Origin of the sequence: Algoriphagus machipongonensis (genome assembly GCF_000166275.1) — a bacterium.
Taxonomy (GTDB): domain Bacteria; phylum Bacteroidota; class Bacteroidia; order Cytophagales; family Cyclobacteriaceae; genus Algoriphagus; species Algoriphagus machipongonensis.
Genome location: NZ_CM001023.1, coordinates 60,544 through 85,760 on the forward strand (window position 1 = coordinate 60,544; position 25,217 = coordinate 85,760).

The following is a 25,217-nucleotide window of genomic DNA, read 5'->3' on the forward strand; positions in this document are numbered from 1 at the left end:
TACCAGATCAATAAAATTCTTCGATTAATTTTCTGCAAATTGTAATCTCACCAGGTTGGCATAGAATCCCTCATCTTTTTGAAGTAGCTCCTGATGATTTCCAGACTCTACAATTTCCCCATCTTTGAGTGCATAAATACGATCTACCTTTCGAATAGTCGCAAGCCTGTGGGCAATGATTATTGTAGTTCTTCCTTTCATCAGTTCGTCCAAAGCCTCTTGTACCAAAGCCTCAGATTCCGCATCCAAAGAGGAAGTTGCCTCATCCAAAATCAAGATAGAAGGATCCTTCAAAATGGCTCTTGCGATTGCCACTCGTTGTCTTTGTCCTCCAGAAAGCTTCACTCCACGCTCACCAACCAAGGTCCCTAAACCCTCTGGGAATTGACTGATAAACTGCCAAGCGTTGGCCTTTTTAGCAGCAAGAATAATTTCTTCTTCCGTGGCATCTGGTTTTGCATAGGCAATGTTCTCTCTTATAGAGCCTCCAAAAAGCAGAACTTCCTGCGGGACCATCCCTACCCTGCTTCGCAAAGCCTGAATATCCCAGTTTTGAATATTCTTGTCATCAACAGCAATACTACCTTCCTGAATATCATAAAAGCGTAAAAGCAATTGAATAATGGTGGATTTTCCTGCACCCGAATGCCCTGCAAGCGCCACTTTTTCCCCGGGATTGACATGGAAACTCAAATCTTTTAATACCTCCACCTCTGGTCGTGTAGGGTAATGAAACTTGATATTTTTGAAATCAATTTTTCCTTGAAATTCCATGGCCACATCGCCACCGGAAGCTTCAGGCTCCTCTTCTAAAATCTCCAATACACGTTCCGATGAACCGATCGCTTTTTGAACTTGACCGTAAATATCACCTAACCCTGCAATGGAGCCTCCAATAAACGTGGTGTACAACACAAAAGAAACCAATTCACCCACACTCATATCTCCTGATCCAACTAGGCTGGCTCCGTACCACATCACGGCCACGATTCCACCAAATAATGCGAAAATGATAAATGAAATAAAGGCTCCTCGATATTTAGCTTGACGTAAAGCTACGCCTACTACGGAATTCAGCCCTTTTCCATATCGAAGGGATTCATAAGTCTCACCAACAAATGATTTAACCGTGCTAATGGATTGAAGGGTTTCCTCCACAATGACATTTGCTGCGGCCAACTCATCTTGGGTTTTCTTCGAAAGCTTTCTGATAAATTTCCCAAAAACCATGGCTATTAAGACCAAGACAGGAAATGTTCCCAACATAAACAGCGTCAACTTCGGGGTATTAAAAAGCAAAAAGGCCACACCGGCAATCAGCGTAACAATCTGCCTGAAAAACTCAGCCAAAGTCACCGAAAATGTATCCTGCAATAAGCTCACATCAGAAGTAATCCTGGAAATCAGCTCCCCTGTTCTTCTTTTATCAAAAAATGTCATGGGCAAGCGAACCATTCGAGAATAAAGAGCCAGTCTGATATCTCGCATGGATCTTTCCGAAACCAAGGCAAAAAGCCATACCCGGAAAAATGAAAAGATACTTTGGACAGCCAGAATTCCCACCAAAATCAAAGCGATGGAATTGATATCTGAAACGATCCATTCTGTTCCCTGTGCTGCATCGATCAACTTGCCAGCCACATATGGAAATGTCAATAAAGTAAGTGAAGAAAATAAAAGGAATACCAACCCCAAGATAAATACCCATTTGTAGGGTAATAAAAAGCGGAAAATACTTCCCATTTTTTGTAAATTCTGCTTCGACAACTTCCTCTTTTCGCTCTCTTCTAAAGCAGTACCTCTTTGTTTTGCCATTCGTTTATACTGGTAATTGAAGGGACAAAAGTAAGGGTTTTTGAATGCATATCATTCCTATTTATACAAATCCCTATTTCAAGTGAACATTTAGTTTACTTCAGCCTTAATTTTCAAGATAAAATAGCTGCTTCAGACAAGCCAAAACAAAAAAAGAGACCGTCTCATAAGACAGCCTCTTTTTTTGAAACTTTTTAGAAACAATCTGAGGGAATTTTCTACTTTTTGCCCATTTGAACATCAATTAATTCCCTTTTCAATTTCCTTTCTCGATCCAGTGTGTTCTTTCTGTGGGCATCAAATTCCTCCTGAACTTCTTCCAAATCTTTACGAGCTTTTTTGATCTTATTAAAACTCCTTAAATACTGCATTGAGAAAAAGGCCAGTGCCGCAGCCAAAATGGCCACTAAAATCCACATCATCGAAGAATAAACGGCCTTGTGTATTCCCATTCCTAAAAAGCTGAAATTATCCTTGGCAGCTATTGCTTCTTCTTTCTCTGCCTCAGCATTCTGCATGACTATATTCATATTCCCTAGGGAATCTTTCTGATTGGAAATCAATGTTTTCAAATCAACAACTTCCTGTCTCATCGTTCTCATCGAGTCCAGAATATTGGATTTTAACTTGTCCAAGTTGGTCCGCTTGACAACCTTATATTCTTGGTAATTATTAGATACGTTATAGATGTAATCAAATTGGCTATCAATAGTGCCTTCATTCAAAGATCCTTTGTCTTCTGTTTCGCTTTGTGCCAATACTTGATTTTCAATTACACAAACGAACAGCAGCAAACTACACAGCTTCAATACTTTTAACATTGGGTATAAATTTTACAATTTGGGGGATTGGCATCGGGCTTCAATAAACATGCCCAGCCGCAAAAATAACAGGTATTTTTTAAAAGCCCTTCTTTTCAGCCACTTAGGGTTTTGGTAATAACAGAAAGTCCCAAAAATCGTATTTCTAAAAAATTCTACCTATTCCGATTTAAAAAAATAAAACCTCCTTTAACAGCTGAAATTCAGCTCTCTTTGTTAATTCTAAGGGAGATTAGGTATTTTTATTCGGTTAAAAATTTGATCCATAAATGCCCAAGATTTTAAGGTTTATTCTCTTATTCCTTCTTCCTATAGCTAGTTTTTCACAACAGAAAAACAATAGCTCCATTTTGGAACAAGGGAAAATTGCCTTTGAAAATGAAAACTGGAAGCAAGCGGTTGGGCATTTTGACACCTGGCTTAGCTTACACCCTAAAGATGAAGAAGCGTATTGGTTGAGAGGTCAATCCTTTGAATACCTGGAGGAATATGAGCGATCCAATAGTGATTACAGTGCGGCTTTGACCTTAGATCCCTTGCATGCTGAAGTGTATTTTGCTCGGGGAAGAGTACGACATATGCTTGGGCAATATGAACAGGCTATGCTGGATTTTGATACATTTTTAGAAAGTGAACCTGGAGAAACCACACGGGTCATTTACAGTAGAGCTCCCGGTCAGAAAGGCATTTCAAATATCATAACTGCGCAAAATGAAAATCCAGCTCAGGTTTATTACCATATGGGTTTAAGCAGCATGGAACTCCAAGAGTATGACAATGCCCTGAATTTTTTTGAGGAAGCCCTCAGATTTCAGCCCGGCAAAGCCGATTTTTATGCAGAAATAGGGAGAGCTTATTCTAAAATTGGGGACAATGAACTTGCCCTAGCCGCATTCGAAGAAGCACTTTCCATTGATCCTGATCATCTGATCGCTAAACAAGGTATCGCTACGGTTAAGGCTGGAAATGATCCGGATCTAATAAAAACACTCACTGAGGTTATAGACGATTCCTCTGCCAATTCCCAGACTTTCAAGCAGCGAGGATATTATCGAATGAATAATGATGAATTGGAGGATGCCTTAAAGGATTTCTCTGAAGCCATTAAGCTAGACGATATGGATCCCGAGACCTTTTTCTACCGAGGCAAAGTTTACGGTAAACTTAAAAACTGGAAGGAAGCCGAAAAGGATCTCTCAAAAGCCATTGAACTGGACGCTCAGAATCCTGAATATTATTTAGCCAGAGGCCAAAACCGCTATCTCTCGAAAGCCCTTCAAGAGGCTTTGGCAGACTTCACCATTTTTATCAATCTGGATCCTGAAAATCCATCTGCCTATTACCATAGAGGCATTACCTATCAACGCTTAAAGGAAATGGATTTAGCTTGCCAGGACCTCAAGAAAGCAGCAGACTTGGGGATGGAACAGGCACAAACAATCTGGAAAAAGATTTGTCAGGAAGGGACTCGCTAGAGTTCTTTGACCGTATCAACCTGTGAGGCTATCCAAGCGGGTCTGTAGGATGCCAAAAGCGTAATTGCGATCACGGATAAACTGGTCCAAATAAAGTCTGTCCAAGCTATTTTTATCGGGTAAGCATCGATAACAGCCGAGGATATTCCCAAAGAGACCAAGCCAAAATGCTGCTGTGCTATGCAAACCAAATACCCTAAAATCAACCCAATTGATGCCCCACTCAGGGCGATCATTGCTCCCTGTTTCAAAAATATTCTCCTGATCAACTTATCTGTTGCCCCCATTGCTTTCAATACCGCAATGTCTTTTTTCTTTTCGATCGCAAGCATACTCAAGGAGAAGAAAATATTAAAGGATGCGATGGCCAGAATAAAGGTCAGAGTCAAAAACACAAAGAGCTTCTCCAGTTTTACCGTTCTCAAAATCCCGGCATGTTGTTCATCCGCGTTTTTGACAGAAAATTTCTCGCCAAGCAAGGCTTTCACCCTATCTTGAACTCGGTCAATAGAAGCTCCTTCTTCGACTTTGATTTCTAGTGCCGTCCGTTTATCTCCATAATTCAAGAGATTTTTGGTGAATTCCAGGGGAGCAATGACATATTCATCATCAAATTGTCGGTCAATACTGAAAAATGCTCTGGGATCTAAGACTCCTGAGGCATATAGTTGTGTGGGATCAATCGAGGCGGCACTTCTTGGAGCTTTCGGGTAAAAAACCTTCAAAGGAACGTTGACATCTTTTAAGTTGACAGAAAGAAAAAAGCCTACACCCCTTCCTAAAATCGCTCCCGGATTTTTATCTGTTCCCAGGGTCGTATCGCCCCAATAATACCCTTTTGAAAATCTACCATGATCTAAGAAGTTTTCAGAAACTCCTTTCAGTCTGGCTACAATCTGGTTTCCATTGTAATCAAAGAGTGCATTATCCTCAATGACTTCCGTCAAAATCGCCACACCTTCTACCTGGCGAATGCTTTCCAACCAATCCTCTGTCACCTCAAAGCTTTTTCCCTCCACCACTTCAATTTTTAGCTCGGCATCAAAACTGGCAAATAAGCCTCGAATTAAATCTCCCAAACCATTGAATACAGACATGACGATGACCAATGCCATCGTCCCTACTGCCACCCCAATCATGGAGATGGTAGATAGAATCGTGATAAAATTCCGTTTTTTCTTACTTCGGAAATATCGGGATGCTATGAAGTAACTTAGGCTCAATTGTAAACCAAATTAATCTTCAGTGTCCTCATCTTCTTCCTCCGATGGAGCTTTTGGGATCTCCAAATCCGAGATTACTTTTTCTATATGCTGAGCATAAGAAGCAGAATCATCCGGGAAGAACGCAAGTTCAGGTATCACCCGAACTGACTTACCAATCCTTTTTGCCAACTGATGACGAATTTCTTTCTTATGATCGTTGATCAGTTTATAAGTTGATTCTGGGTCTGCCAGCAAAAAACTTAAATAAACTTTGGCTAAACCCAAGTCCGGGCTTACCAAAACGTGGGTAACGGTGATCATCGCTCTTCCAACCAAGTGCTTTGCATCTTTTTGGAAGATATCTCCAATTTCCTTTTGGATCAGTTTGGCGTATTTTTGTTGTCTTTTACTTTCCATACGAAGTATTTGTGGTACAAATTTAGCGAAATAGTTGGGCAAGCTTTAATTTCGGGCAAAAGCAACCCATTTCAAACTTTATAATCCATTAATCTTGCTGAGATTTTTCAAAGTCAATGATCCTTTCAGGTTGGTAGGTCTCGTCATCTACTTTCTGATATTGACACTTATTTACCTCATTATAAACCCATTACCACTCACTTCTCTGCAGTTGACTTGGATGGTACTGGGTGAGCGATTGGAACAGGGTTTCTTTTTATATCAAGACATCATAGATGATACCGGACCTCTTTCTGCTGGGTTTTTCTCTTTTGTGGATTTAATTTTTGGTCGAAGCGCCTTGGCATTTGAGTTAATCGGCCGGATTTTGATTTTATTTCAAATTATTTTTTGGAATAAGATTTTAATTAAATATCGAGTATTCGATGAAAACACCTACCTGCCAGCCATCATCATGGCGGCCTTGTTTCATTTTTCATTCGATATGCTCTCCCTAAATCCTGCCTTGCTAGGAAGTACATTTCTGGTTTTGGCTTTGGGACAACTTTTCTCTCAAACGGTGCTTCAGAAAGAAACCAGTGAATCTACCTTGCTGATCGGAATCTACGCTGGCCTGGCCACAGGGTTTCACCCAAGCTATGCATTATTTATGCCGTATATGATTTTCACCGGCATTGCCATTAGTGGTTTCTCTTTCCGACAACTATTGCTTTCGCTGGCAGGTTATACTTTGCCTATTCTTTTGATAGCTGTCTTCTATTATTGGAATGATGGTCTTCAAGAGGCGATTGATATCTGGCCTATGATCTTTGCATCAGCCAAAACTGCCTACCAATCCTATTGGAGTTGGTTAATTTTGGGAGCCTTCCCAGTGATTTTATCTATGGTAGGATATTTCTTTAGTGCCGTCCTTAAGGGTTCTACGATCAATCAACAGAAACAAAGGCAGCTGATCATCCTTTGGTTGATCTTTGCCGCTTTGGAGTTTTTCTTTATCAAGAAACAGGCAGGTTTTCAATTGGTCATATTTATTCCAGGACTTACCTATTTGATCACGCAGTTTTTCCTCAATATCAAAAGGGGCATCATCCCTAAAATTGCATTTCCACTCTTGATTTTAGGCTTACCAGCCGCAGCATGGTGGTATTGGCAAAGTCATGTGGATAACCCAGCCTATTTTATTTCCAGTGAAAGCGAAAGTCGATACGAAGGAAAAGAAATCATGATCTTGGGACCTGATATTTCTGCCTACCAAAACTCAAAATTGGCTGGTCCATTCCTTAATTACCCCTTGAGTAAATTGTATCTGGCTCAGGAAAGAGACTTGCCCGAAAAAGCTCGACTTTACCAGATGTTTCAGCAGCAGAAACCTAAAATCATCCTCGATCAGGAAGGCCAATTCCAGTCCATTTTAGATAATTTCCCCGAACTCAGCCGGCATTATAGCAGCAATGGAAATGGAGTTTTTACACTCAAAGACTAAAGAAAGTATTCATTCGATTAAGGCCCTGTTTTAGTGGATCAAAGGATTTGGTAGATATCTGATTTACAGTTCATTGGAATTTGATTTTAATCCCTTTCTAATTAACTTTTAGAATCCCAATCTCTGTAAGAATGAAAAATCTTCTTCCTTTAATACTCCTACTTTCCTTACTCTCATTTTCCTGCGAAAATGCTAAAACACAATCTGATCCTATTCAAGATGAAATCTTAGCGATCGAGAATGGGCTAATTCCACCCTTCGTAGTCAAAGGTGACTCCACAGCGAAGATGAATATTTATGATCGAATGGAACATTACAAGGTTCCCGGAGTCAGCATTGCTGTAGTCAAAGATGGAAAATTACACTGGGCAAAAGGCTATGGAATTGCGAATACTTCAACAGGAGATTCCGTGACCACAGAAACTATTTTTCAGGCAGGATCCATCAGTAAACCACTCGCAGCTTTGGGTGCTTTGAAATTGGTGCAAGAGGGAAAAATGGCCTTGGATGAAGATATCAACACCTATCTGCAAGGCTGGAAAGTACCTGAAAATAAATTTACTGAAACCGAAAAAGTCACGCTTGAAAGACTGTTGACGCATACCGCCGGTATGACGGTTCATGGCTTTCCGGGCTACTCCCAAACCGACACTTTTCCGGATATTATCACAGTTTTGGAAGGGAAAGGAAACACTCCTCCGATTTTTGTGGACACCATTCCGGGAAGCATATGGAGGTATTCCGGAGGAGGCTATACCGTGATGGAAAAAGCTGTTGAAGATGTTTCCGGACAAGCTTTGGAAGTGTTTTTGGCAGAAAATGTTCTGGCTCCTATCGGGATGACGCATAGTACTTATACGCAGCCCCTTTCCGAATCTTTTCAGGCCAATGCCAGCGCCGCCTATGATGGGGATGGAAAATTGTATGAGGGGTTGTACCATAATTATCCCGAACAGGCAGCCGCAGGGCTTTGGACTACACCTTCTGATTTGGCAAAGTATTATCTCGAGATCCAAGCTATCAGAGCCGGGAAAAACGATGGAGTTCTTTCTAAGGAAATAGTGGATCAAATGCTGACCGAACACAAAAATCACTGGGGTTTGGGACCGGCTTTGGGTGAAAGAGACGGAAAGGTTGTTTTTGCACATGGAGGAAAAAATGCCGGTTTCAGCAATGATATGATGGGTTACGCGGATCAAGGAGACGCCATTATCGTGATGACCAGTGCTGATCGGGGAACGCGCCTGATGGCAGAAATCCTGCGGGGAATTTCTGATTATTATGACATGAACTTGAGAAATCCAGGTGAAGTCGAACTGGCTGATCTTAGTTCAGAGGAATTGGAAAACTTGGCAGGATCCTATCAATTGGATCAAGCTTTAGGAGAAATCGAGGAATATAAGGTAGAAGTGACAGTTCGGGGAAAAAATCTTTTTGTCTACGACCCAAATAACGGGGATGAAAACCTCCTCTCTCCTACCTCTAAAACTGACTTTGTGGACTTGACCACTGGCGATCGAGTGGAATTTCAAATCACCCAAAATCCTGTTGGAATGCTTTGGGGAGGTGGTTATCAGTTTTATAAAGTGGAAGATAAATGATGGTTCTATAGTTTATTGGTTACCAAATCCTTCTAATTAGTAAGATTGAATTTTGGAGGTGTTCCCTTAAACTTTCCGGTTTTTGAGATGCAAGCATATCCGTTAAGAAAATCAATTAGCTCGCGAGGGACGAGAGAGATCCATTGATTTTTAGGATGTGGTAAAGCGAAAAAATCAAATCAATACGAATTGAAGTACTTTCTTGTTCCTTTTCCGATTTGAAGGAAAGTTTAGGGAAAAGGCTTTTGGGTACTTTTGGCCTCAAAAGTACTTTAGAACAAATTTTATTTCTTTAAAATGTAATGAGCAGGCAGGCTGAGCACATAAGGGACGAGAGTCTCTAAATCAAAGCTTAAATTTATTCCAAAGACTTTTAGTTTATTGAATGCACATTTTTTTTCCTGTCCTTTTGTCTTGATACAAAAGGACCAAAAGATCAAGATTTGGCAAAGCTTCATCCGCACAAGCCCAACGCCCGCCCCGCTGCCAAATCCTCCCCACGCGCATTCCAAAAACAATACGCCTTCAAATAATTCGATTCTTTTTAGAAAAGACTTGATTTAGCTAGCTAATCGCCAACCTTAAGGCAGGCTGGCGTTCGGACTGACAAAAAAATTCTAACAATTCAAAAATCCCTAACTCATCGACATTTCCATTGGAAAACTTGAAATAAATCCCCACTTTAATTGAATGGTTTATCAGCATTCCGTCGGAAACTTTAACTATTCTTTTCCCGACCTCAAAACTGTTTTGGCAAAGGCTACTCCCGAAAAATCCGGAGACCAATTAGCTGGTTTGGCTGCCCAAAGCGAGCAGGAACGAATTGCTGCCAAACTGGTACTTGCCGATATTCCTTTGAAGCAATTTCTCCAGGAGGAAATCATCCCAGTTGAAATTGATGCGGTATCCCAACTCATCCAAGACTCATTTGATGCCAAAGCCTTTCAGCATATCTCCCACCTGACTGTGGGTGGATTCCGAAATTGGCTGCTGGACTATCAAACGGATGGAGAAAAAATCGCTCAAATCAGTCCCGGACTCATACCCGAAATGGTCGCCGCGGTTTCGAAAATCATGGCCAACCAAGACCTGATATTAGCAGCTTCAAAAATCCGGGTCATTACCAAATTCAGAAATACACTTGGCCTGAAAGGTCATTTCTCCACCCGACTGCAACCCAATCATGCCACCGACGATGCCAAAGGAATTATGGCCTCCACCATCGATGGCTTGCTTTATGGAGTTGGCGACGCGGTGATCGGAATCAATCCGGTTTCGGATTCGGCAGAGACTACCCTTCGATTGCTCGAAATGCTGGAAAAACTCCGACTCCAATACGACATTCCTACCCAATCCTGCATTCTTTCCCATGTGACCACCACCTTGGAATTGATTGAGAGGAAAGCGCCGGTAGACCTGATTTTTCAATCAATCGGAGGCACGGAAGCCACCAATACCAGCTTTGGCTTTAGCTTAAATACCTTGGATGAAGCCTATCAGGCAGGCAAAGAATTAAATAGAGGAAGTATCGGAGATAATTTTATGTACTTCGAAACGGGTCAGGGAAGTGCACATTCTGCCAATGCCCACCATGGCGTGGATCAGCAAACTTGCGAAGTCCGAGCCTATGCCGTCGCCAGAAAATATAATCCCTTACTCGTTAATACCGTGGTCGGATTTATCGGTCCGGAATATCTATACGATGGCAAACAAGTGATCCGTGCCGGATTGGAAGATCATTTTTGCGGAAAATTGATGGGTTTGCCTATGGGCTGCGATATCTGCTATACCAATCACATCGATGCGGATCAGGACGATATGGATAATCTCTTGACTTTACTCGGAGTGGCCGGATGCAATTTTATTATGGGAATCCCCGGTGCGGATGATGTGATGCTGAATTACCAAAGCACTTCTTTCCACGATCAACTCTACATCCGACAGGTGTTGGGGCTGAAAAGAGCTCCTGAATTTGACGAGTGGCTGATGAAGATGAATCTGACAGACTCCTCCGGAAAAGTCTTGGAAGTCAAGGGAAATAAATTGCTGAAGCTATGAGCGAGGTATCCAATCCCTGGGAAAAACTCAAAGACTTTACCGACGCCAGAATCGCTTTGGGAAGAACGGGAGGCAGCCTCAAAACCCAAGAACTCCTGGCTTTCAGAAAGGATCATGCCTTGGCCAAAGATGCGGTTTGGGCAGATTTGGATATTGACTCTTTGCGAAAGCAACTGGAGGATTTACAAATTCCTAGCATGCTTCTCTCCAGTCAGGCAAAATCCCGGGAGATCTATATCAAACGTCCCGACCTTGGCAGGAAGTTAAGTGAGGATTCCTTTGCAGAGATTCAGAATTCCAAAGTTCCAGCATCCGAAATTTCCATTATTCTGGCGGATGGATTGAGTGCAAATGCCATTTCCCTGCATGCTATCCCCTTTTTACAGGAATTTTTACCCAAACTAAAAGGGCTTTCCATCGCTCCCATTTCCATCGTCAGCCAAGGAAGAGTAGCCATCAGCGATGAAATCGGCGAAAGCTTCTCCAGCAAAATTTCCATAATTCTGATCGGGGAAAGACCCGGTTTGAGTTCCCCGTACAGCATGGGGATTTATTTGACATACAACCCAAAAGCAGGAAATACAGACGAAAAGCGAAACTGTATATCCAATATCCGAACCGGCGGTTTGCCCTATGCCTATGCAGCGGAAAAACTCGCCTTTTTATGCTCAGAAGCACTGAGACTTAAATTATCCGGTGTCCACTTGAAGGATACTTTTGACCACCACTCACTTAAAAATGAATCAGGAAAAAACTGAATTAAAACGCACGCTAGGGCCATTTATGCTTTGGGGGCTCGGCGTCGGCTATGTGATTTCGGGAATGTATTTTGGCTGGAACCTCGGGCTGGCGGAAGGCGGAACCCTCGGACTGGCAGTAGCCACCCTCTTTATCATCATCATGTATGTCACCTTTACCTTTAGCTACACGGAGATGGCCTGTGCCATTCCCAAAGCCGGAGGAGCTTTTGACTATGCCCGTTTGGGATTGGGAAAAAACTGGGGATTTCTGGCAGGAATCGCCCAAAGTATAGAATTTATCTTCGCCCCGCCGGCCATCGCAGCGGCAATTGGAGCCTATTTCAATGTGTTTTTCCCGGAAATCAGCATTACCGCGATTGCGATTACAGCCTATCTGATTTTCACGCTGATCAATATCTCCGGGGTAAGGTTTGCTGCCTACTTCGAACTGATCATTACCATAATTGCGGTAGCCGAACTCCTACTTTTCTCAGGAGTTAGTTTTACCGAATTCAAATTTGAAAACCTAACCCAGAATGCCCTGCCTAACGGTTGGGGTGGTGCTTTTGCAGCGATACCTTTTGCGATCTGGTTTTTCCTGGCGATCGAAGGTGTGGCCAATGTAGCCGAGGAAGCCAAAAACCCGCAGCGAAATATTCTGATTGGGTTTGGTTCGGCACTTCTGACTTTGGTGATTTTATGCCTGCTCACCTTCACTTCCTCGATCGGAGTGGATGGCTGGGAGACGATCGTCTATCCTCCGGGAAGTACAGCGCCTTCCGATTCTCCCCTGCCTTTGGCTTTGGCCAAGATTGTAGGCGAAAGCAATATTCTCTATCACCTGCTGATTACCGTGGGCTTGTTTGGGCTGGTGGCTTCCTTTCATGGGATTATCCTGGCGGCGGGTCGATCTACCTTGGAACTGGGAAGAGAGCGTTATGTGACGCCTTTTGTGGGGAAAGTCCATGCCAAAACCAAGACTCCTGTCAATGCCCTTCTGGTGAATATGGGCATAGGGATCCTGGCCTTGCTCACAGGAAAAACCGGTGAAATCATCACCATCGCCTGCTTTGGAGCCTTGACATTATATATCGTATCGATGATTGCCTTTTTTGCCTTGCGAAAGAATCATGCGGACTTGAAGCGCCCCTTTCGGGTTCCGTTATTCCCCTATTTCCCAGCCATCGCCTTGGTCATCGCCATTATCGCGATGATCGCCATGAGTATTTACAACCTGACTTTAATGGCTATTTTCTGGGGATTGGTAGGTTTTGGCTATATGAGTTTTCGATGGTATCAGAGGAAGGGGTAAGGGAAAAATACCCTGTACTGGGTATTGCAACTAAAGAATTTCATACCGTTCTTGAAGATTTGGTTCGGAATCAGAATTAAAAGGATTCATTTCTCAATCAATTCTATTCCTCAGACAACAAACGTTTGTTTTCATTTGTTGTCGAGTAATTATTTTAAAATGCTGATATTCAAAGGATTAAAAACTACCTGTAATTAAAATCTATAATGGATATATACGCAATTACGTATATACAAGTGTTGGGTGCAATAAAGTAATGCATGACGAAATGAAGAAAATATTGAAATTGTCTGGCTGCGAACAGTTGTGTTTGCTCCTTGATGAATTCAAAGAGGAGATGAATAAAATTTCATCAGACCAAATAATCAATTCGTTGATAAAAGAGTTTGAAAAGAGTTCTGGTCAACAAAATTTTCAAGTAATATCCAAGGATCCATCAGCACTTCTACAGCTTGCTTTATTTACGAATGCAATAATTGTTCGATTAAATGACTTACCATCATCCGATCGTATCAAAACTTTAATTAGTGCTTTTCAGGATTGTTTAGATAAGAACATAACCAGTGTTATTGATTCTTCAGAACATCAGATAATAAAATTATGTTGCTTTCTCAATTCAATAATTCAAACCCTGAGGCAATTAGAGTTTGAAAACATTTTCATTTTGGAATTACCCTTAGGAAATTCTATTCCATCCAAACTTTTGAAAGAAATGCTGGATGAAAAAGAAATAAAGTCAACGATACTCTCTGTGTCAATAAATAGGAATGACAGTAATCGAAAAGGCATTACACGAGCCCAATTAATTGATCAAAGGGTTTCTGAAATTGATACAAAGGATTCAATACTTATTTACCTTGATGAATGGATTACAGGGTCTAATTTTTACAACATTTTAACTATACTAAACAGGAATGAAAACTTGAATTTGATGCCCGGTGCATTTATGCTAGAAAAATCAAAATCAGAAATTCGTTTTCAAAAATATATGACATTACACGAGAATATTAGTCAGAAAATAGGTCTGAAGTCCGAAGATTTGATTTGTGTTTTCCCCAATCTCAATAACAATGTCAGTTCAAATCAAGAGTTCATCTGGGCTGAGAGCGATCGACTTGCTGGATATCGAAAGTTGGAATTTTGGGGAAGTATAGTTAGTTCTTATATCTCTGCAGGTGAATTATTGAATAATGAACCCAAAACACTGGATGAAACATTAAAACAAAGCATTTCCGAATGCACTACCCTAGATAAGGAAACTGAAATTCCAGAAGATCTTAGAAATAAAATTCAAATTTCATTTCAGCACTTTAAAGATGAATTTTCAACATCTCTGAAAAAAGAATTTGAATCTCAAGAAGTAATATTTTCCGATGAATTTAACATAGATGCAGAAACAACAAAAGCAATTTCAATTATGAAAAATGTACAAGGGTATGAAAAATCAAAATTGGCCATTAACATAATTGGATATTATCTCAAAACCAATGTAATCAGTCCAACTTCAAGATATTACTATAGAGGTCAAGCACCACTTTGCATTAAACTTGAAGACCAAGAAAATGCATTAAACAAAAAATTCGTAGCTGAAATAAAGAAATACTGCACCCAACAAGGTGTATAGTGCATACCCTTCGGGATACGCACCATACACAGAACGTTAGCCTCAATATTCGAAAATCGAATGACCACCTCTAGATTCAAAATATACCCCCACTAGCCCCTTCTAGGTGTAGGTACTATTTTTTTGAAATCACCCTCCACCAGAACCCAATAAATCCACTGATTCCCAATACCATAGAAGATATTCTAAGCCCTCAAATTTTGCATAGCCCATATAAATAGGCTATCTTTTTAATACAGGAAATTTGGAAAGAATGGTATCCAATCAGGATACGAATTAGCCAAGCCCATTTTTAAACAAGCTTATTATGTCAAAGAAACAGTTTGGAAACATTGGAAAATTCAGCAGTAAAAACCTGAATATAAAACCTATCGATATCAAGGTTAACCCATCAAATCGAATCTCGAATGCACAATTGAAAAAGCTCGATCCAAAGGGTATTGCCAGCATTCCAGCGCTTAGAGTTAATAGAAATGACTTGTTGAATTTGCAGGCCAACGAATCCTGGGAAATCACTGCTCAAAAGTTGAAGGATAAGGATATGTATGTCGCTGAATATTTTGGATGGCATAGATCCGACCAAACAAGCATTGATGTACATCCGGAAAACAAGTACTATCCAAGATTAAATAATGGCATGGCTGGATTCCTTCCTGAAATGAGATACTTGGTTTTACGATTCAGACCCGAAATGGGTAAGCGGTATCGCGTGACCATTCAGTTAAAACCAGGTTCCTACAGAAATAAAAAAGTCATGACCAATATCACGGGTAGGTATAATGACACATGGTATATCAATTATCAATTTAATGAGTTGATGTTTGATTTTTTGGCCTCATCAAATGAGATAAAAATAAGTCCTATTATCGCTGGTTATGAGAACTATTATGTCAAGTATCAGCCTTTGCAGATTGAGAAAATTAATGTGGATAAGGTAGGGGATTGATTTCAGCTCTGAGAAGAAATTTACATCAGGTCATTTCACTAGGTGAAGTCCTCGATTTTGTCGAAAAGGACTTCACCTTTTTTATTTTTTGAATTGAAAAACCGTACCTAACCTTTCCAGAGTATTCCCTTTTTATTCCTAAGGGAGAGAAACTCTTCAAAATCCCCTAAATTGTTTCGATTAGCATTTCTGCCGAATAGGGGCAATTTTTGAATGAAGAATGGATTTTAACAAAGAGAGTATTGCGCGTTTTGGCATTGCCACCAAGGGTTTTGTTTACATCTTAATAGGTGCACTCACATTTATGGCTGCAATCGGTACTGGGGGCTCCAAATCAGGGAGCAGTGATGCATTGAAATTTCTAAGAGATAACACCTTTGGAAGCATATTGCTCGGGATCACAGCCGCAGGACTGGTGGCTTACGTTTTCTGGCGTTTTTATCAGGCCATCATGGATCCTGACAAGGAAGGCACCGATTACAAAGGAATAGGAAATAGATTAGGATTCTTTTCCAGTGGTGTTTTTTACGGTCTTATGGCATTTTCAGCTATCAAAATCCTTATTGGAAATGGAAGCGAATCTTTAGAAAGTCAGGAATCTCTTATCGCAACGGCCTTAAGCAAGCCATTCGGGCAGGCCATCGTACTTATTATAGCCACTATTTTTTGGGAAGAGCCATATTTCAAATGGTCATTGCCTACACTGATTTGTACAAAAAGAGGGTAAAAGCTCAAAATTTAGATCCTAAAACACAGAAATTGATGGTTACTCTGGGTAAGGTTGGACATACCGCTAGAGGGTTAGTCATTGGGGTGATTGCATTCCTAACATACAGAGCAGCATTTTCTTACAGTTCGGAAGTAGCTGGAGGCACTAAGGAGGCATTTAGTTTCCTTCAAGATGAATTCGGAACGATTGTGTTATCCTTGGTTGCTTTGGGCCTAGCCATGTACGGCATTTTTTTGTTAATTAATGCTCGCTATCGTGATATGAAGAGGGTATAGGCAATTTCTACCTAAAATAAATTGAAAGACGTCGGCCTTTTTTCAATCTTACCCAACCTTCCTAATTCAAAAACACGTAGAGGATAAGACCTAAAATAATTTTGTTTCCGTTCTTCATGGCTTGGACTGGAAATTTTTGATTGATCTAACTAGAACCATGCATAAATATCACCTCCTACTGATCCTCTTTCTTTTTGGAATCAGACAAGCAAAATCCCAAGATACAGGGAACATTGAAATCGGCAGCACTTATACCATTCACTCCAGCATTTTGGATGAGGACAGAAGCTATTGGGTCAGCCTTCCTGAATCTTATGGCAATCCAGAATCATCCTATAAAGAATATCCCCTGCTGATTGTATTGGATGGCAGCAGTTTTTTTCATCCGATTAGCGGTATGACGAACTACATGGGTAGAATTGGAAGGATTCCAGAGATGATTGTTGTCGGCATTCAAAATGTAAGTCGAACCCGGGATTTTACCCCTGACAAAATCGTCACGACACGAGAAAATGATTTTGGAGGTGGAGATAATTTCTTGGCTTTTCTAGAGGAGGAACTGATTCCAAAACTGGATCAGGAGTATCGGACCGTACCTTATCGAATTCTTTTTGGGCATTCGCTTGGCGGATTACTGGCTACCCATGCTTACATGAAAGAAAATACGATTTTCAATTCCTTCCTAGCCATTGATCCAAGTTTTGGCTCCTGGGATGCCGAAACCATGGATAAAAAACTAGAGGCAGTTAGCCCTAATTCATTTAAGAGATACATCTATTTCGCCACTGCGAATTGGGGCAAAAGAAATATCAGAAACAGGGACCGACATGTGCGCTTGTTTGAGTCGCTCAACAGTAAATATGATGGAGTATTTCCTGGGAAATTGGAATATTTCGAAAATGAGGATCATAGTTCGGTACCCATGATTGCATTCCACAACGGAATCAACAGCATTTTTGATGGCTATGGGATTTCTTATCGGGATGTGGATAACTTAGAGCAACTCACCCAGCATTTTCAAGATATTTCGCAGCGGTTATCCTGGACTTTTGCTCCGCCGGAAAGCCTCGTAAACAGAATTGCTTACAGTAAACTTCAAAGCAGAAACGAAGCAGAGAAGTCAAAAGCATTGGAGTTCTTTATTTTAAATACTGAGAATTATCCTGACTCCTACAATGGCTTTGATAGCTTGGGAGAAGCCTATGAACTAGTGGGCAACACTTCGAAAGCCATTGAAAACTATGAAAAGTCCCTTTCCCTGAACCCAACTAATGGGCATGCGAAAGCGAAGGTAGATGAGTTGAAAAAGAAGGAATGATCAACAAGAAGATAGCAAAACTGATTAACGATTTTCTTATATTGGATTCAGTTTGAACCTGAATTCCGTTGCCATGAGAAAGTTTTTAAGCGTACTATTTTTGGCTATTCTGTTTTTTTCATGTGAAGAGAAAAAGGACCAAACAGAAGAGCCAGCAAGTGATAAGCTACTTTATTCCCATGCCGGGAAAGATTACGAAATCCCTGAAAACCCCTTAAAAGAGGCCTATTTTGGTGAACAGCATTTACATACAGCTGCCTCGATGGATGCCTTTATAGCCGGTACTCGCCTTACTCCGGATGATGCCTATCGATTTGCGCAAGGTGAGGAAGTCATGGTGAATGGCAGGCCCCATACAATAAACAGACCCTTAGACTGGGCTGCTGTAACAGACCATGGCGAATTTTTGGGAGAGGCCTACACGCTAATGAATCCAGGATCCCCCGGTTATGACAGCGAGGCCGCAAAATCAATGCGTGAAGCTCCTGATTTAAAAACAGCTTTGGCAGTGTACAAAAAATATGTACTCGATGCTTTAGCTGGAGGTAATGCCCATCCTGATTTTTGGCAGGGTTACGAGTCAGTTAAATCCCAGTGGCAGGTTAATATTGAAGCTACTGAAAAAAACTATGCCCCTGGCAAATTCACGACCATCCATGCCTACGAATGGAGTTCGGCTCCTAATACGGCAAACCTTCATAGAAATGTATTTTTTAGAGATACTAACCTGCCAGAAATACCCTTTTCTTCCAATGAAGGGGCATCTCCTCAGGAATTATGGGATTGGATGACTACACAAGAAGCCAACGGGGTAATGGTGTTTTGTAATCCACACAACCCAAACGAAAGCAAAGGCATGCTCTTTCCTGAAGTGGCCATGAATGATAAACCTATCGATGAAACCTATGCCTCAACAAGACAGCATTTTGAGCGGAATGTGGAAATGATGCAAACTAAAGGAAATTCAGAAGTTGTACCTGATTTTTGGCCCAACGATGAGTTCGCGGATTTTGAAAATGCCAGATCTCTGCAGGAATACAACGGTAGAATTTTTGAGAAGCATAATTTCATTCGATATGGATTGAACCGTGGGGTAAAATACCAGGCAGAACTGGGTGTAAATCCTTTTAAATATGGTTTTGTAGGCGGTACTGATAGCCACAATGCGGTGATGTCCAATGTGGAAGAATTCAATTATGTCGGCCACCATGGAATGGCAGATGAAACGGCGCTTGACCGATCCCGAAATGAGCAGGAAGGGGAAATGTTTAATAGAGATATGAATCCCGGAGGTCTCACCGGTGTTTGGGCAACCTCCAATACGCGTGAAGCCATTTGGGATGGAATGCATAGCCGCGAATCTTTCGCTACTTCAGGCCCTAGAATTAAAGTGAGATTTTTTGCAGGTAACGGTTTTAAAGAGTCATATGAATCTTATGAAGAAATGGTAAAAGACGGCTATGCCAAAGGGGTACCTATGGGACAAAACTACGAGGGTAGAGAAGCTCCAGAGTTTTTGGTTTGGGCGCTTAAAGACCCGATTGCCCCGAATTTAGACCGTGTTCAAATTATTAAAGGATGGGTAGATGCGGATGGTGAAATGCATGATACCATTTATGATATAGCTGCTTCAGACAATCGTATGCGGGCCGATGGAACTGTAGAGCCGATAGATGCTCCTGTCAATATGGAAACGGGAGAATTCAATAAGGAAAAAGGATCACCTGAATTTACCGTGGTTTGGAAAGATCCCGATTTTGACCCAAACCAAAATGCTTATTATTACGTGCGTGTCATCCAACTTCCCACCGCCCGATATAGCTTATGGGATGAAATCAGAAATCCTGATGTTCAATATCCCGAAGACACAAAACAAGTGATTCAAGAGCGAGCGTGGGCTTCTCCAATCTGGATTGAACCGAAAAATTAAAATCTCTTCATGCGGAAATTTTTAAAAGAGCCCTTGGTTCATTTTCTGCTCCTAGGCGGATTGATTTTCGGGTATTACTCTCTGGTCAATTCCGAAAGTGCGTCAGAAAATACCATTGTCATTGATGATGCAGAATACGACTACTTGCTTTCTTTATGGAAAAAACAATGGAAACGAGACCCAAATGAAGAAGATATAAAGGCCTTCATAGATCAATACCTTAGACAGGAAGTCTTCTACAAAGAAGCACTTGCTTTGGGCTTGGATCATAATGACATCATAGTAAAGCGTCGCTTAGCTCAAAAAATGGAAGCCGTATCCAATGATTTGAATGCAATGCTCAAGCCTCCAACAGCGGCTGATTTAGAGGACTTTTATATGGCTAATGATAGCTTATTCCGACTACCCACCAGTTATACTTTTCAGCAAGTTTTATTTACAAATCAAGAACCCAATTGGCAACAGGAGTTTGTAACAATTCAAACAGCTCTGAAAGAAGGGAAAGAGATTCCAACATCCAGAGTACTTAAGTTATCCATTTCGAACGATTGGAAAGACATCCCCATCAACGAGATTAATCAGTCTTTTGGAGGGGAGTTTGCTTCTAAATTAGGTAGTCTGCCTTTAAATCAATGGGTAGGGCCGATTTCATCTGGCTTTGGAAAGCATTTGGTATTTATTTCTGAAAAAAATGACAGCCAGTTGGCTGATTTTGAAAGGATTAAATCCTATGTAGAAAAAGAATTTGAATACCAAACGGAGCTTGAAATGCAAGAGCAAGTGTTTCATGATCTTTTGGAAAAGTATCCTGTGAAAATCACTTCGGATAAAATTCCTGAAAGTATTAAAAAGAGTTATTAACCGTGATGGAAAGAGTTTCAAAAATCACCCTATTTCTACTCTTTGTTTTTCAGGTAGTTTCCGTACAAGCTCACGAGGTGCGTCCGGCTTACTTACAAATACAGGAGGAATCCCCACATGTCTATTCGGTATTATGGAAAGTTCCGCGTACCGTAGACAAAGTCCTGGATATTCAACCCAAATTTGAAGAACGCTTCTTATTGACTGAAACAGTTCCTCCCCGAATTTTGGAAGCATTTGTCCTCTATACTTTTAAGCTTTCTGGTGAAGAAAGTCTGGCAAATTCAGAATTGCGAATAGATCAGCTAAATACGACAGGTACCGATGTTTTGGTAAACATTCAATTACTCAATGGAGAAAATCACAGCTTTTTACTCCAACCGACCCAAAACTCAGTGCATATTCCAGAAACACCCAGTATATGGATGTTGGCTAAAACCTACACTATGTTGGGCATAGAACATATTCTGTTTGGCTTTGACCATTTACTTTTTGTTTTAGCCTTACTTGTGATTACCAAAGGCTTCAACAAATTGCTGAAAACCATCACGGCTTTTACCTTGGCTCACAGTATTACACTATGCTTTTCAGCTTTAGGCTTCGTCAATTTACCTGGACCCCCAGTGGAAGCTGTAATTGCCTTGAGTATTGTTTTTTTGGCCCATGAAATCATTAAAGTTCAACAAGGTCATCCCACACTCACTTCCCGTCGACCTTGGCTGGTAGCATTTAGTTTTGGTTTACTCCATGGGTTCGGTTTTGCTGGAGCTTTAGCTGATATTGGTTTACCCACCAATGATATTCCAATGGCTCTCGCTACTTTTAATATTGGTGTTGAGTTAGGGCAACTTATGTTTGTAGTAGTTGCGCTCGGCATTTTCCGTCTTACACAATCCATCATCCCACAGCAAAATTGGATTCGTAAAACCGTCCCTTATGTCATTGGTTCTGTAGCAGCTTTTTGGCTAATTGAGCGAATAGTGGCATTTTAAGCATTTGAATCTTGGGAGGAAATTGTGGAATGGTTAAATCAGACTTTTCTATAATCATCTAGCTATCCAGATCAGAATGGAATTCCAGATTACTAAGGTTATAAAAATCCTTCAGGCAATCTACATTCTTAACTGATTCATTTTTAGTTTACTAAATGCTCTTACAAACAATCAAATAAAGGCAAAATACCCAGTACTGGGTATAGGATTCCTGTACATAGTTTCCGTTCTTAATAAACCCAAAAGACCTTATTGATGGAAAAGTTAGGCGAGAAATTCACCGAATTGTTTAAAAAGTATTTGCCTGACGCCTTTGTATTTGCTCTTGTTTTAACCCTCCTCACCGCACTTTTTGCTCTTATTTGGACGGATACCTCAGTCATGGGAATCATTGAGGCTTGGTATCAAGGTTTTTGGATGCTTCTTGAATTTGGAATGCAAATGATTCTCTTGTTAGTGACAGGGTATTCCATAGCTCTTGCCACACCGGTGAAAAGATTTTTATTCAAAATAACCCAATTCATTCAAACACCCAGACAGCTTTATCCATTCATCATAATCATAGGCATGCTTCTCAGCGCTGTTAGTTGGGGTTGGATAGTGATTACCGCTGTCTTGGCCAGGGAACTTGCCTTGCGGATGAAAGGAGTCAATTATCCCTATTTGATAGCCTGTGTTTATTTTTCTGGAGTTATTTGGGTAAGTGGATTTTCCAGCTCAATTCCACTTTTACTCAATACAGAAAATAACTACCTCATCGAAGCAGGTATTTTATCCAATACCATCCCTACTTCCTATACGCTGGGCTCGTACTTGAATCTCTCGATTATTGCTTTTTCATTAATTATTGGCCCCCTTCTCATGTTTTTGCTGATTCCAAAAAAAGGACAAAGTCTTGAGGAAATGTTAGTCTCAGAAAACCCAAGAATGGAGCGTTCTCTCAAAGAAGAGGAAAATAGTATGAAACTTCCAGAAAATCCCATTTCTGACAAATTAAATAGCAGTCCAATTTTCCAATACATTCTTGGGTTCATGGGCTTGGCTTATATTATTTATCACTTCAGTAGTAGAGGCCTGGATATTAACCTGAATATCATGATTTTTATTTTCATAATCATGGGTCTGTTTTTACATAAAACTCCCATGCGCTATGGAATTGTCATGAAACGTTCCAGTAGTAATATTTCTGGAGTTCTATTCCAATTTCCATTTTATGCAGGAATCATGGGAATCATGATTTATACCGGCTTAGGGGATGAACTTACAAAATGGATGGTTTCGGTAGCAACCATCAATACCTATCCTCTCCTTGCTTTTTTCAATGGGGCAATCGTCAATTTCGCAATACCTTCAGCAGGGGGTGAATTTGCAGTAGTGGGACCTAGCATTATCAATGCAGTCAAAGAAATTGGAATAGGTCTTCCAGAGGCAGAGGTCACAAAAATGATTGCAAGAGCAAGCTTATCCGTTGCATTTGGGGAATCGCTAACGAATTGCCTTCAGCCTTTTTATTTACTGATTGTACTTCCTGTTATGGGCATTGGTATCAAAATACAGGCTCGTGATGTGATCGGTTTTCTTTTCATTCCCTTTGTCATTTTTCTGGTATCATGGGCACTGATGGTGGTTTTTGTACCACTTTAAAACATCCATTCAATACAGCTATTTTTTGGCTAAAGCCAGTTGGATTGTGATTTTTGATGGAATGGAATGGGCTAAAGCCACATTCCTATTCATGCTAATCCACATTAATTTCCTCTAGTTTTAGCCGAATTATTCATATTTATCAGATTCCAAAGTCCTATTCAAGTCAATGATTTTTCAAGCCAGTATTCTAATATTATTACATTTCTTCCTGCTTTTGATGAAGGCAAACATCAATCAAAAAGTTATTGCTTAAACCAATAAATGATTCCTCTGCAGAATTAGAAAGGAACTGGATATTTCCTTCAGCTTTAGCTGGAGGCTGACATCAATCCCTAACCCTTATCCGGCTTTAGCCGAATTATTCATTTTTATCAGATTCCGAAGTCCTTCATCCCTTATTAAATCGAAAAATGGTAACTTATTATTTTCCCTTAAAAAGAGAACGCATTTAAAAAGAATCCTTGAATCAGAAAAAAATGGAAAATCAAGATAATTTCTCGCATGCAGCGACCATTTTTCCTGTGGAGGATCTGCAAACCTCCATCGATTTTTATACCCAAAAACTGGAATTTAAACTAACCTTTTCCTGGGGAGAGCCAACGAACTACGCAGTCATAAAAAAGGGAGGAGTAAGTATTCATCTCGTGAAGAAATCAGACGATAGGATACCCTCTAAAAAACATTGTGCCTTATACATTTTTGTCTATGATATTGCCAAAATCTATAAAAGGTGTGTTTCTGAAAAGGTTTCAATTATCAATACGCCAGAAACTCGAGATTACAACATGAAAGACTTTGATATTAAAGACCCCGATGGGTATATCATAACTTTTGGAAACGGAGGATAAAATCTGAAAAGCAATCATTCAAAAACTCCTCCCTGATTATAATCAATCTCCTACTTTAAATTTTCATTTTAGCTTAAGAATTTACCATGCCACGTGCTATTTCAAAAACACTATTTTTGATCTTTTTTATCCTAGGAATACAGCAAATAGCTTATTCTCAAGAGGCAGAAAAATCCCTTAAAGTCATGACCTATAATATCTGGAATGGCTTTGATTGGGGCAAAGATTCAGCACGACAAGAAAACCTGATCCAATGGGTGAAAACGCAAAATCCAGATGTGTTGGCCTTGCAGGAGCTCTGCGCGTATGATGTGGATAAGTTGAAAAAGGATGCAGCCAAGTGGGGACATCCCTATGTTCAGATTTTAAAAGAAAAAGGCTACCCAACAGCCCTTACATCCAAAAAACCCATTAATCTTATTGAAAAAAATGTTGATAACTTCTGGCATGGGCTTTTACATGTCCAGACATTTGGGATAGATTTTTATGTGGTTCACCTGTCTCCTTCTGATGCCGACACGAGATTGAGAGAAGCTCAGCAAATCAAAACAAGAATTCAAGAACAGGCAAGTGATCAGTATATCATCTTAGGAGATTTCAATTCTTACTCACCCTTTGATGCCTATTGGTTGGAATCGAAATCTGACTTGAGAACAAAGATGTCGGAAGAAAAAAATGAGAAATATAGTAATCTAAGATTAGGAGAATTTGACTATGCTCCGATGTCAGAGTTTCTTTCAATTCCCGCGATCGATGTGAGTCTGGGAAAAGTTGATAGTGAAGAAAGTTATACTTTTCCTACTCCAGCCTTGGTGGGATTGTATGACCAGACTGCAGAATCCATTCTCGAAAATCGAGTTCGTATAGATTATATTCTCGCCAGCCCAACTTTGGCGCAAGCATGCAGCCAGGTAGAAATTTTCAATCAAGGAATTCCTGAAACTTTGTCGGATCATTACCCGATGATGGCGGTTTTTCAAATTAAGATGTAAATGAACTTAAATAGGTCGAATTCATGATCGTGAATTGATCTTCAAAAATATCCATTCATATAATTACTAACTACTTCACCTTTTTTAACTAGTGATAATTCACCTTATTAGAAGGGTTAGCGTTAAT

The 25,217-nt window shown here is 40.5% G+C and carries 21 protein-coding genes; 17 read left to right on the forward strand and 4 right to left on the reverse strand.

What is annotated here, in order from left to right:
- Positions 1-24 precede the first annotated feature (24 nt).
- Both ALPR1_RS00270 and ALPR1_RS00275 read right to left on the reverse strand, forming a co-directional pair.
- Positions 25-1,815, reverse strand: a complete 1,791-nt coding sequence (locus ALPR1_RS00270; protein ID WP_008197583.1) for an ABC transporter ATP-binding protein — start codon at positions 1,813-1,815, stop codon at positions 25-27.
- A gap of 218 nt (positions 1,816-2,033) precedes the next feature.
- Positions 2,034-2,636, reverse strand: coding sequence for a hypothetical protein (locus ALPR1_RS00275; protein ID WP_008197584.1), 603 nt, complete (start codon positions 2,634-2,636; stop codon positions 2,034-2,036).
- Between the two features lie 269 nt (positions 2,637-2,905).
- Here ALPR1_RS00275 and ALPR1_RS00280 point away from each other — a divergent pair, with 269 nt between their 5' ends.
- Positions 2,906-4,111: a tetratricopeptide repeat protein gene (locus ALPR1_RS00280; RefSeq protein WP_008197586.1), complete on the forward strand. Its 1,206-nt coding sequence runs from the start codon at positions 2,906-2,908 to the stop codon at positions 4,109-4,111.
- Here ALPR1_RS00280 and ALPR1_RS00285 read toward each other — a convergent pair.
- Both ALPR1_RS00285 and rbfA read right to left on the reverse strand, forming a co-directional pair.
- Positions 4,108-5,334, reverse strand: a complete 1,227-nt coding sequence (locus tag ALPR1_RS00285; RefSeq protein WP_040302397.1) for an FtsX-like permease family protein — start codon at positions 5,332-5,334, stop codon at positions 4,108-4,110. The genes ALPR1_RS00280 and ALPR1_RS00285 overlap by 4 nt on opposite strands.
- 12 nt (positions 5,335-5,346) lie before the next feature.
- A complete protein-coding gene (rbfA, locus tag ALPR1_RS00290; RefSeq protein WP_008197590.1) occupies positions 5,347-5,733 on the reverse strand; it encodes a 30S ribosome-binding factor RbfA in 387 nt (128 codons plus the stop codon).
- Positions 5,734-5,827: 94 nt separating this feature from the next.
- Here rbfA and ALPR1_RS00295 point away from each other — a divergent pair, with 94 nt between their 5' ends.
- The 16 genes from ALPR1_RS00295 (at position 5,828) to ALPR1_RS00365 (ending at position 25,090) form a co-directional block, all read left to right on the forward strand.
- On the forward strand, positions 5,828-7,216 hold the full coding sequence (locus tag ALPR1_RS00295; protein WP_040302398.1) for a hypothetical protein: 1,389 nt from the start codon (positions 5,828-5,830) through the stop codon (positions 7,214-7,216).
- 131 nt (positions 7,217-7,347) lie between these two features.
- Positions 7,348-8,817 (forward strand): serine hydrolase domain-containing protein, encoded by a 1,470-nt coding sequence (locus ALPR1_RS00300; RefSeq protein WP_008197595.1) that lies wholly within the window; start codon positions 7,348-7,350, stop codon positions 8,815-8,817.
- Between the two features lie 690 nt (positions 8,818-9,507).
- Complete coding sequence (locus ALPR1_RS00305) at positions 9,508-10,875, forward strand: ethanolamine ammonia-lyase subunit EutB (protein ID WP_008197596.1); 1,368 nt, start codon at positions 9,508-9,510, stop codon at positions 10,873-10,875.
- A complete protein-coding gene (gene eutC / locus ALPR1_RS00310; protein ID WP_008197597.1) occupies positions 10,872-11,633 on the forward strand; it encodes an ethanolamine ammonia-lyase subunit EutC in 762 nt (253 codons plus the stop codon). The genes ALPR1_RS00305 and eutC overlap by 4 nt, the downstream gene beginning before the upstream one ends.
- Positions 11,593-12,927 carry an ethanolamine permease gene (gene eat / locus ALPR1_RS00315; RefSeq protein ID WP_237701605.1) on the forward strand — a complete coding sequence of 445 codons (1,335 nt, stop codon included), beginning with the start codon at positions 11,593-11,595 and terminating at the stop codon, positions 12,925-12,927. The genes eutC and eat overlap by 41 nt, the downstream gene beginning before the upstream one ends.
- 268 nt (positions 12,928-13,195) lie before the next feature.
- Positions 13,196-14,551 carry a hypothetical protein gene (locus ALPR1_RS00320; protein ID WP_153231745.1) on the forward strand — a complete coding sequence of 452 codons (1,356 nt, stop codon included), beginning with the start codon at positions 13,196-13,198 and terminating at the stop codon, positions 14,549-14,551.
- Between the two features lie 307 nt (positions 14,552-14,858).
- Positions 14,859-15,497, forward strand: a complete 639-nt coding sequence (locus tag ALPR1_RS00325) for a hypothetical protein (protein ID WP_008197600.1) — start codon at positions 14,859-14,861, stop codon at positions 15,495-15,497.
- A 220-nt stretch (positions 15,498-15,717) separates the two neighbouring features.
- Positions 15,718-16,224 carry a DUF1206 domain-containing protein gene (locus ALPR1_RS20135; protein ID WP_050776349.1) on the forward strand — a complete coding sequence of 169 codons (507 nt, stop codon included), beginning with the start codon at positions 15,718-15,720 and terminating at the stop codon, positions 16,222-16,224.
- Between the two features lie 35 nt (positions 16,225-16,259).
- The gene (locus ALPR1_RS20140) at positions 16,260-16,502 is read left to right on the forward strand and encodes a DUF1206 domain-containing protein (RefSeq protein WP_237701663.1); all 243 of its coding nucleotides are present in this window, start codon (positions 16,260-16,262) and stop codon (positions 16,500-16,502) included.
- Between the two features lie 157 nt (positions 16,503-16,659).
- Positions 16,660-17,820 (forward strand): alpha/beta hydrolase-fold protein, encoded by a 1,161-nt coding sequence (locus tag ALPR1_RS00335; protein WP_008197601.1) that lies wholly within the window; start codon positions 16,660-16,662, stop codon positions 17,818-17,820.
- Between the two features lie 73 nt (positions 17,821-17,893).
- Positions 17,894-19,750 carry a DUF3604 domain-containing protein gene (locus ALPR1_RS00340; RefSeq protein WP_008197602.1) on the forward strand — a complete coding sequence of 619 codons (1,857 nt, stop codon included), beginning with the start codon at positions 17,894-17,896 and terminating at the stop codon, positions 19,748-19,750.
- Positions 19,751-19,759: 9 nt separating this feature from the next.
- Positions 19,760-20,611 carry a peptidyl-prolyl cis-trans isomerase gene (locus ALPR1_RS00345; protein WP_008197604.1) on the forward strand — a complete coding sequence of 284 codons (852 nt, stop codon included), beginning with the start codon at positions 19,760-19,762 and terminating at the stop codon, positions 20,609-20,611.
- 5 nt (positions 20,612-20,616) lie between these two features.
- Positions 20,617-21,603, forward strand: coding sequence for a HupE/UreJ family protein (locus ALPR1_RS00350; RefSeq protein WP_008197606.1), 987 nt, complete (start codon positions 20,617-20,619; stop codon positions 21,601-21,603).
- Between the two features lie 255 nt (positions 21,604-21,858).
- The gene (locus tag ALPR1_RS00355) at positions 21,859-23,247 is read left to right on the forward strand and encodes a TIGR00366 family protein (RefSeq protein ID WP_008197608.1); all 1,389 of its coding nucleotides are present in this window, start codon (positions 21,859-21,861) and stop codon (positions 23,245-23,247) included.
- 479 nt (positions 23,248-23,726) lie between these two features.
- Positions 23,727-24,098, forward strand: coding sequence for a VOC family protein (locus tag ALPR1_RS00360; protein ID WP_008197610.1), 372 nt, complete (start codon positions 23,727-23,729; stop codon positions 24,096-24,098).
- Between the two features lie 116 nt (positions 24,099-24,214).
- A complete protein-coding gene (locus ALPR1_RS00365; protein WP_161599211.1) occupies positions 24,215-25,090 on the forward strand; it encodes an endonuclease/exonuclease/phosphatase family protein in 876 nt (291 codons plus the stop codon).
- The last annotated feature ends 127 nt before the right edge of the window (positions 25,091-25,217 follow it).

What these genes read in the sequence shown, in the direction of transcription:
- ALPR1_RS00355 (WP_008197608.1), top strand. Translation starts at nt 21,859, where the DNA reads ATGGAAAAGTTAGGCGAGAAATTCACCGAATTGTTTAAAAAGTATTTG.
- ALPR1_RS00270 (WP_008197583.1), bottom strand. Translation starts at nt 1,815, where the DNA reads ATGGCAAAACAAAGAGGTACTGCTTTAGAAGAGAGCGAAAAGAGGAAG.
- ALPR1_RS20135 (WP_050776349.1), top strand. Translation starts at nt 15,718, where the DNA reads ATGGATTTTAACAAAGAGAGTATTGCGCGTTTTGGCATTGCCACCAAG.
- ALPR1_RS20140 (WP_237701663.1), top strand. Translation starts at nt 16,260, where the DNA reads ATGGTTACTCTGGGTAAGGTTGGACATACCGCTAGAGGGTTAGTCATT.
- ALPR1_RS00305 (WP_008197596.1), top strand. Translation starts at nt 9,508, where the DNA reads ATGGTTTATCAGCATTCCGTCGGAAACTTTAACTATTCTTTTCCCGAC.
- ALPR1_RS00275 (WP_008197584.1), bottom strand. Translation starts at nt 2,636, where the DNA reads ATGTTAAAAGTATTGAAGCTGTGTAGTTTGCTGCTGTTCGTTTGTGTA.
- ALPR1_RS00350 (WP_008197606.1), top strand. Translation starts at nt 20,617, where the DNA reads ATGGAAAGAGTTTCAAAAATCACCCTATTTCTACTCTTTGTTTTTCAG.
- ALPR1_RS00320 (WP_153231745.1), top strand. Translation starts at nt 13,196, where the DNA reads ATGAAGAAAATATTGAAATTGTCTGGCTGCGAACAGTTGTGTTTGCTC.
- ALPR1_RS00345 (WP_008197604.1), top strand. Translation starts at nt 19,760, where the DNA reads ATGCGGAAATTTTTAAAAGAGCCCTTGGTTCATTTTCTGCTCCTAGGC.
- ALPR1_RS00340 (WP_008197602.1), top strand. Translation starts at nt 17,894, where the DNA reads ATGAGAAAGTTTTTAAGCGTACTATTTTTGGCTATTCTGTTTTTTTCA.
- ALPR1_RS00280 (WP_008197586.1), top strand. Translation starts at nt 2,906, where the DNA reads ATGCCCAAGATTTTAAGGTTTATTCTCTTATTCCTTCTTCCTATAGCT.
- eutC (WP_008197597.1), top strand. Translation starts at nt 10,872, where the DNA reads ATGAGCGAGGTATCCAATCCCTGGGAAAAACTCAAAGACTTTACCGAC.
- ALPR1_RS00335 (WP_008197601.1), top strand. Translation starts at nt 16,660, where the DNA reads ATGCATAAATATCACCTCCTACTGATCCTCTTTCTTTTTGGAATCAGA.
- ALPR1_RS00360 (WP_008197610.1), top strand. Translation starts at nt 23,727, where the DNA reads ATGGAAAATCAAGATAATTTCTCGCATGCAGCGACCATTTTTCCTGTG.
- rbfA (WP_008197590.1), bottom strand. Translation starts at nt 5,733, where the DNA reads ATGGAAAGTAAAAGACAACAAAAATACGCCAAACTGATCCAAAAGGAA.
- ALPR1_RS00325 (WP_008197600.1), top strand. Translation starts at nt 14,859, where the DNA reads ATGTCAAAGAAACAGTTTGGAAACATTGGAAAATTCAGCAGTAAAAAC.
- ALPR1_RS00300 (WP_008197595.1), top strand. Translation starts at nt 7,348, where the DNA reads ATGAAAAATCTTCTTCCTTTAATACTCCTACTTTCCTTACTCTCATTT.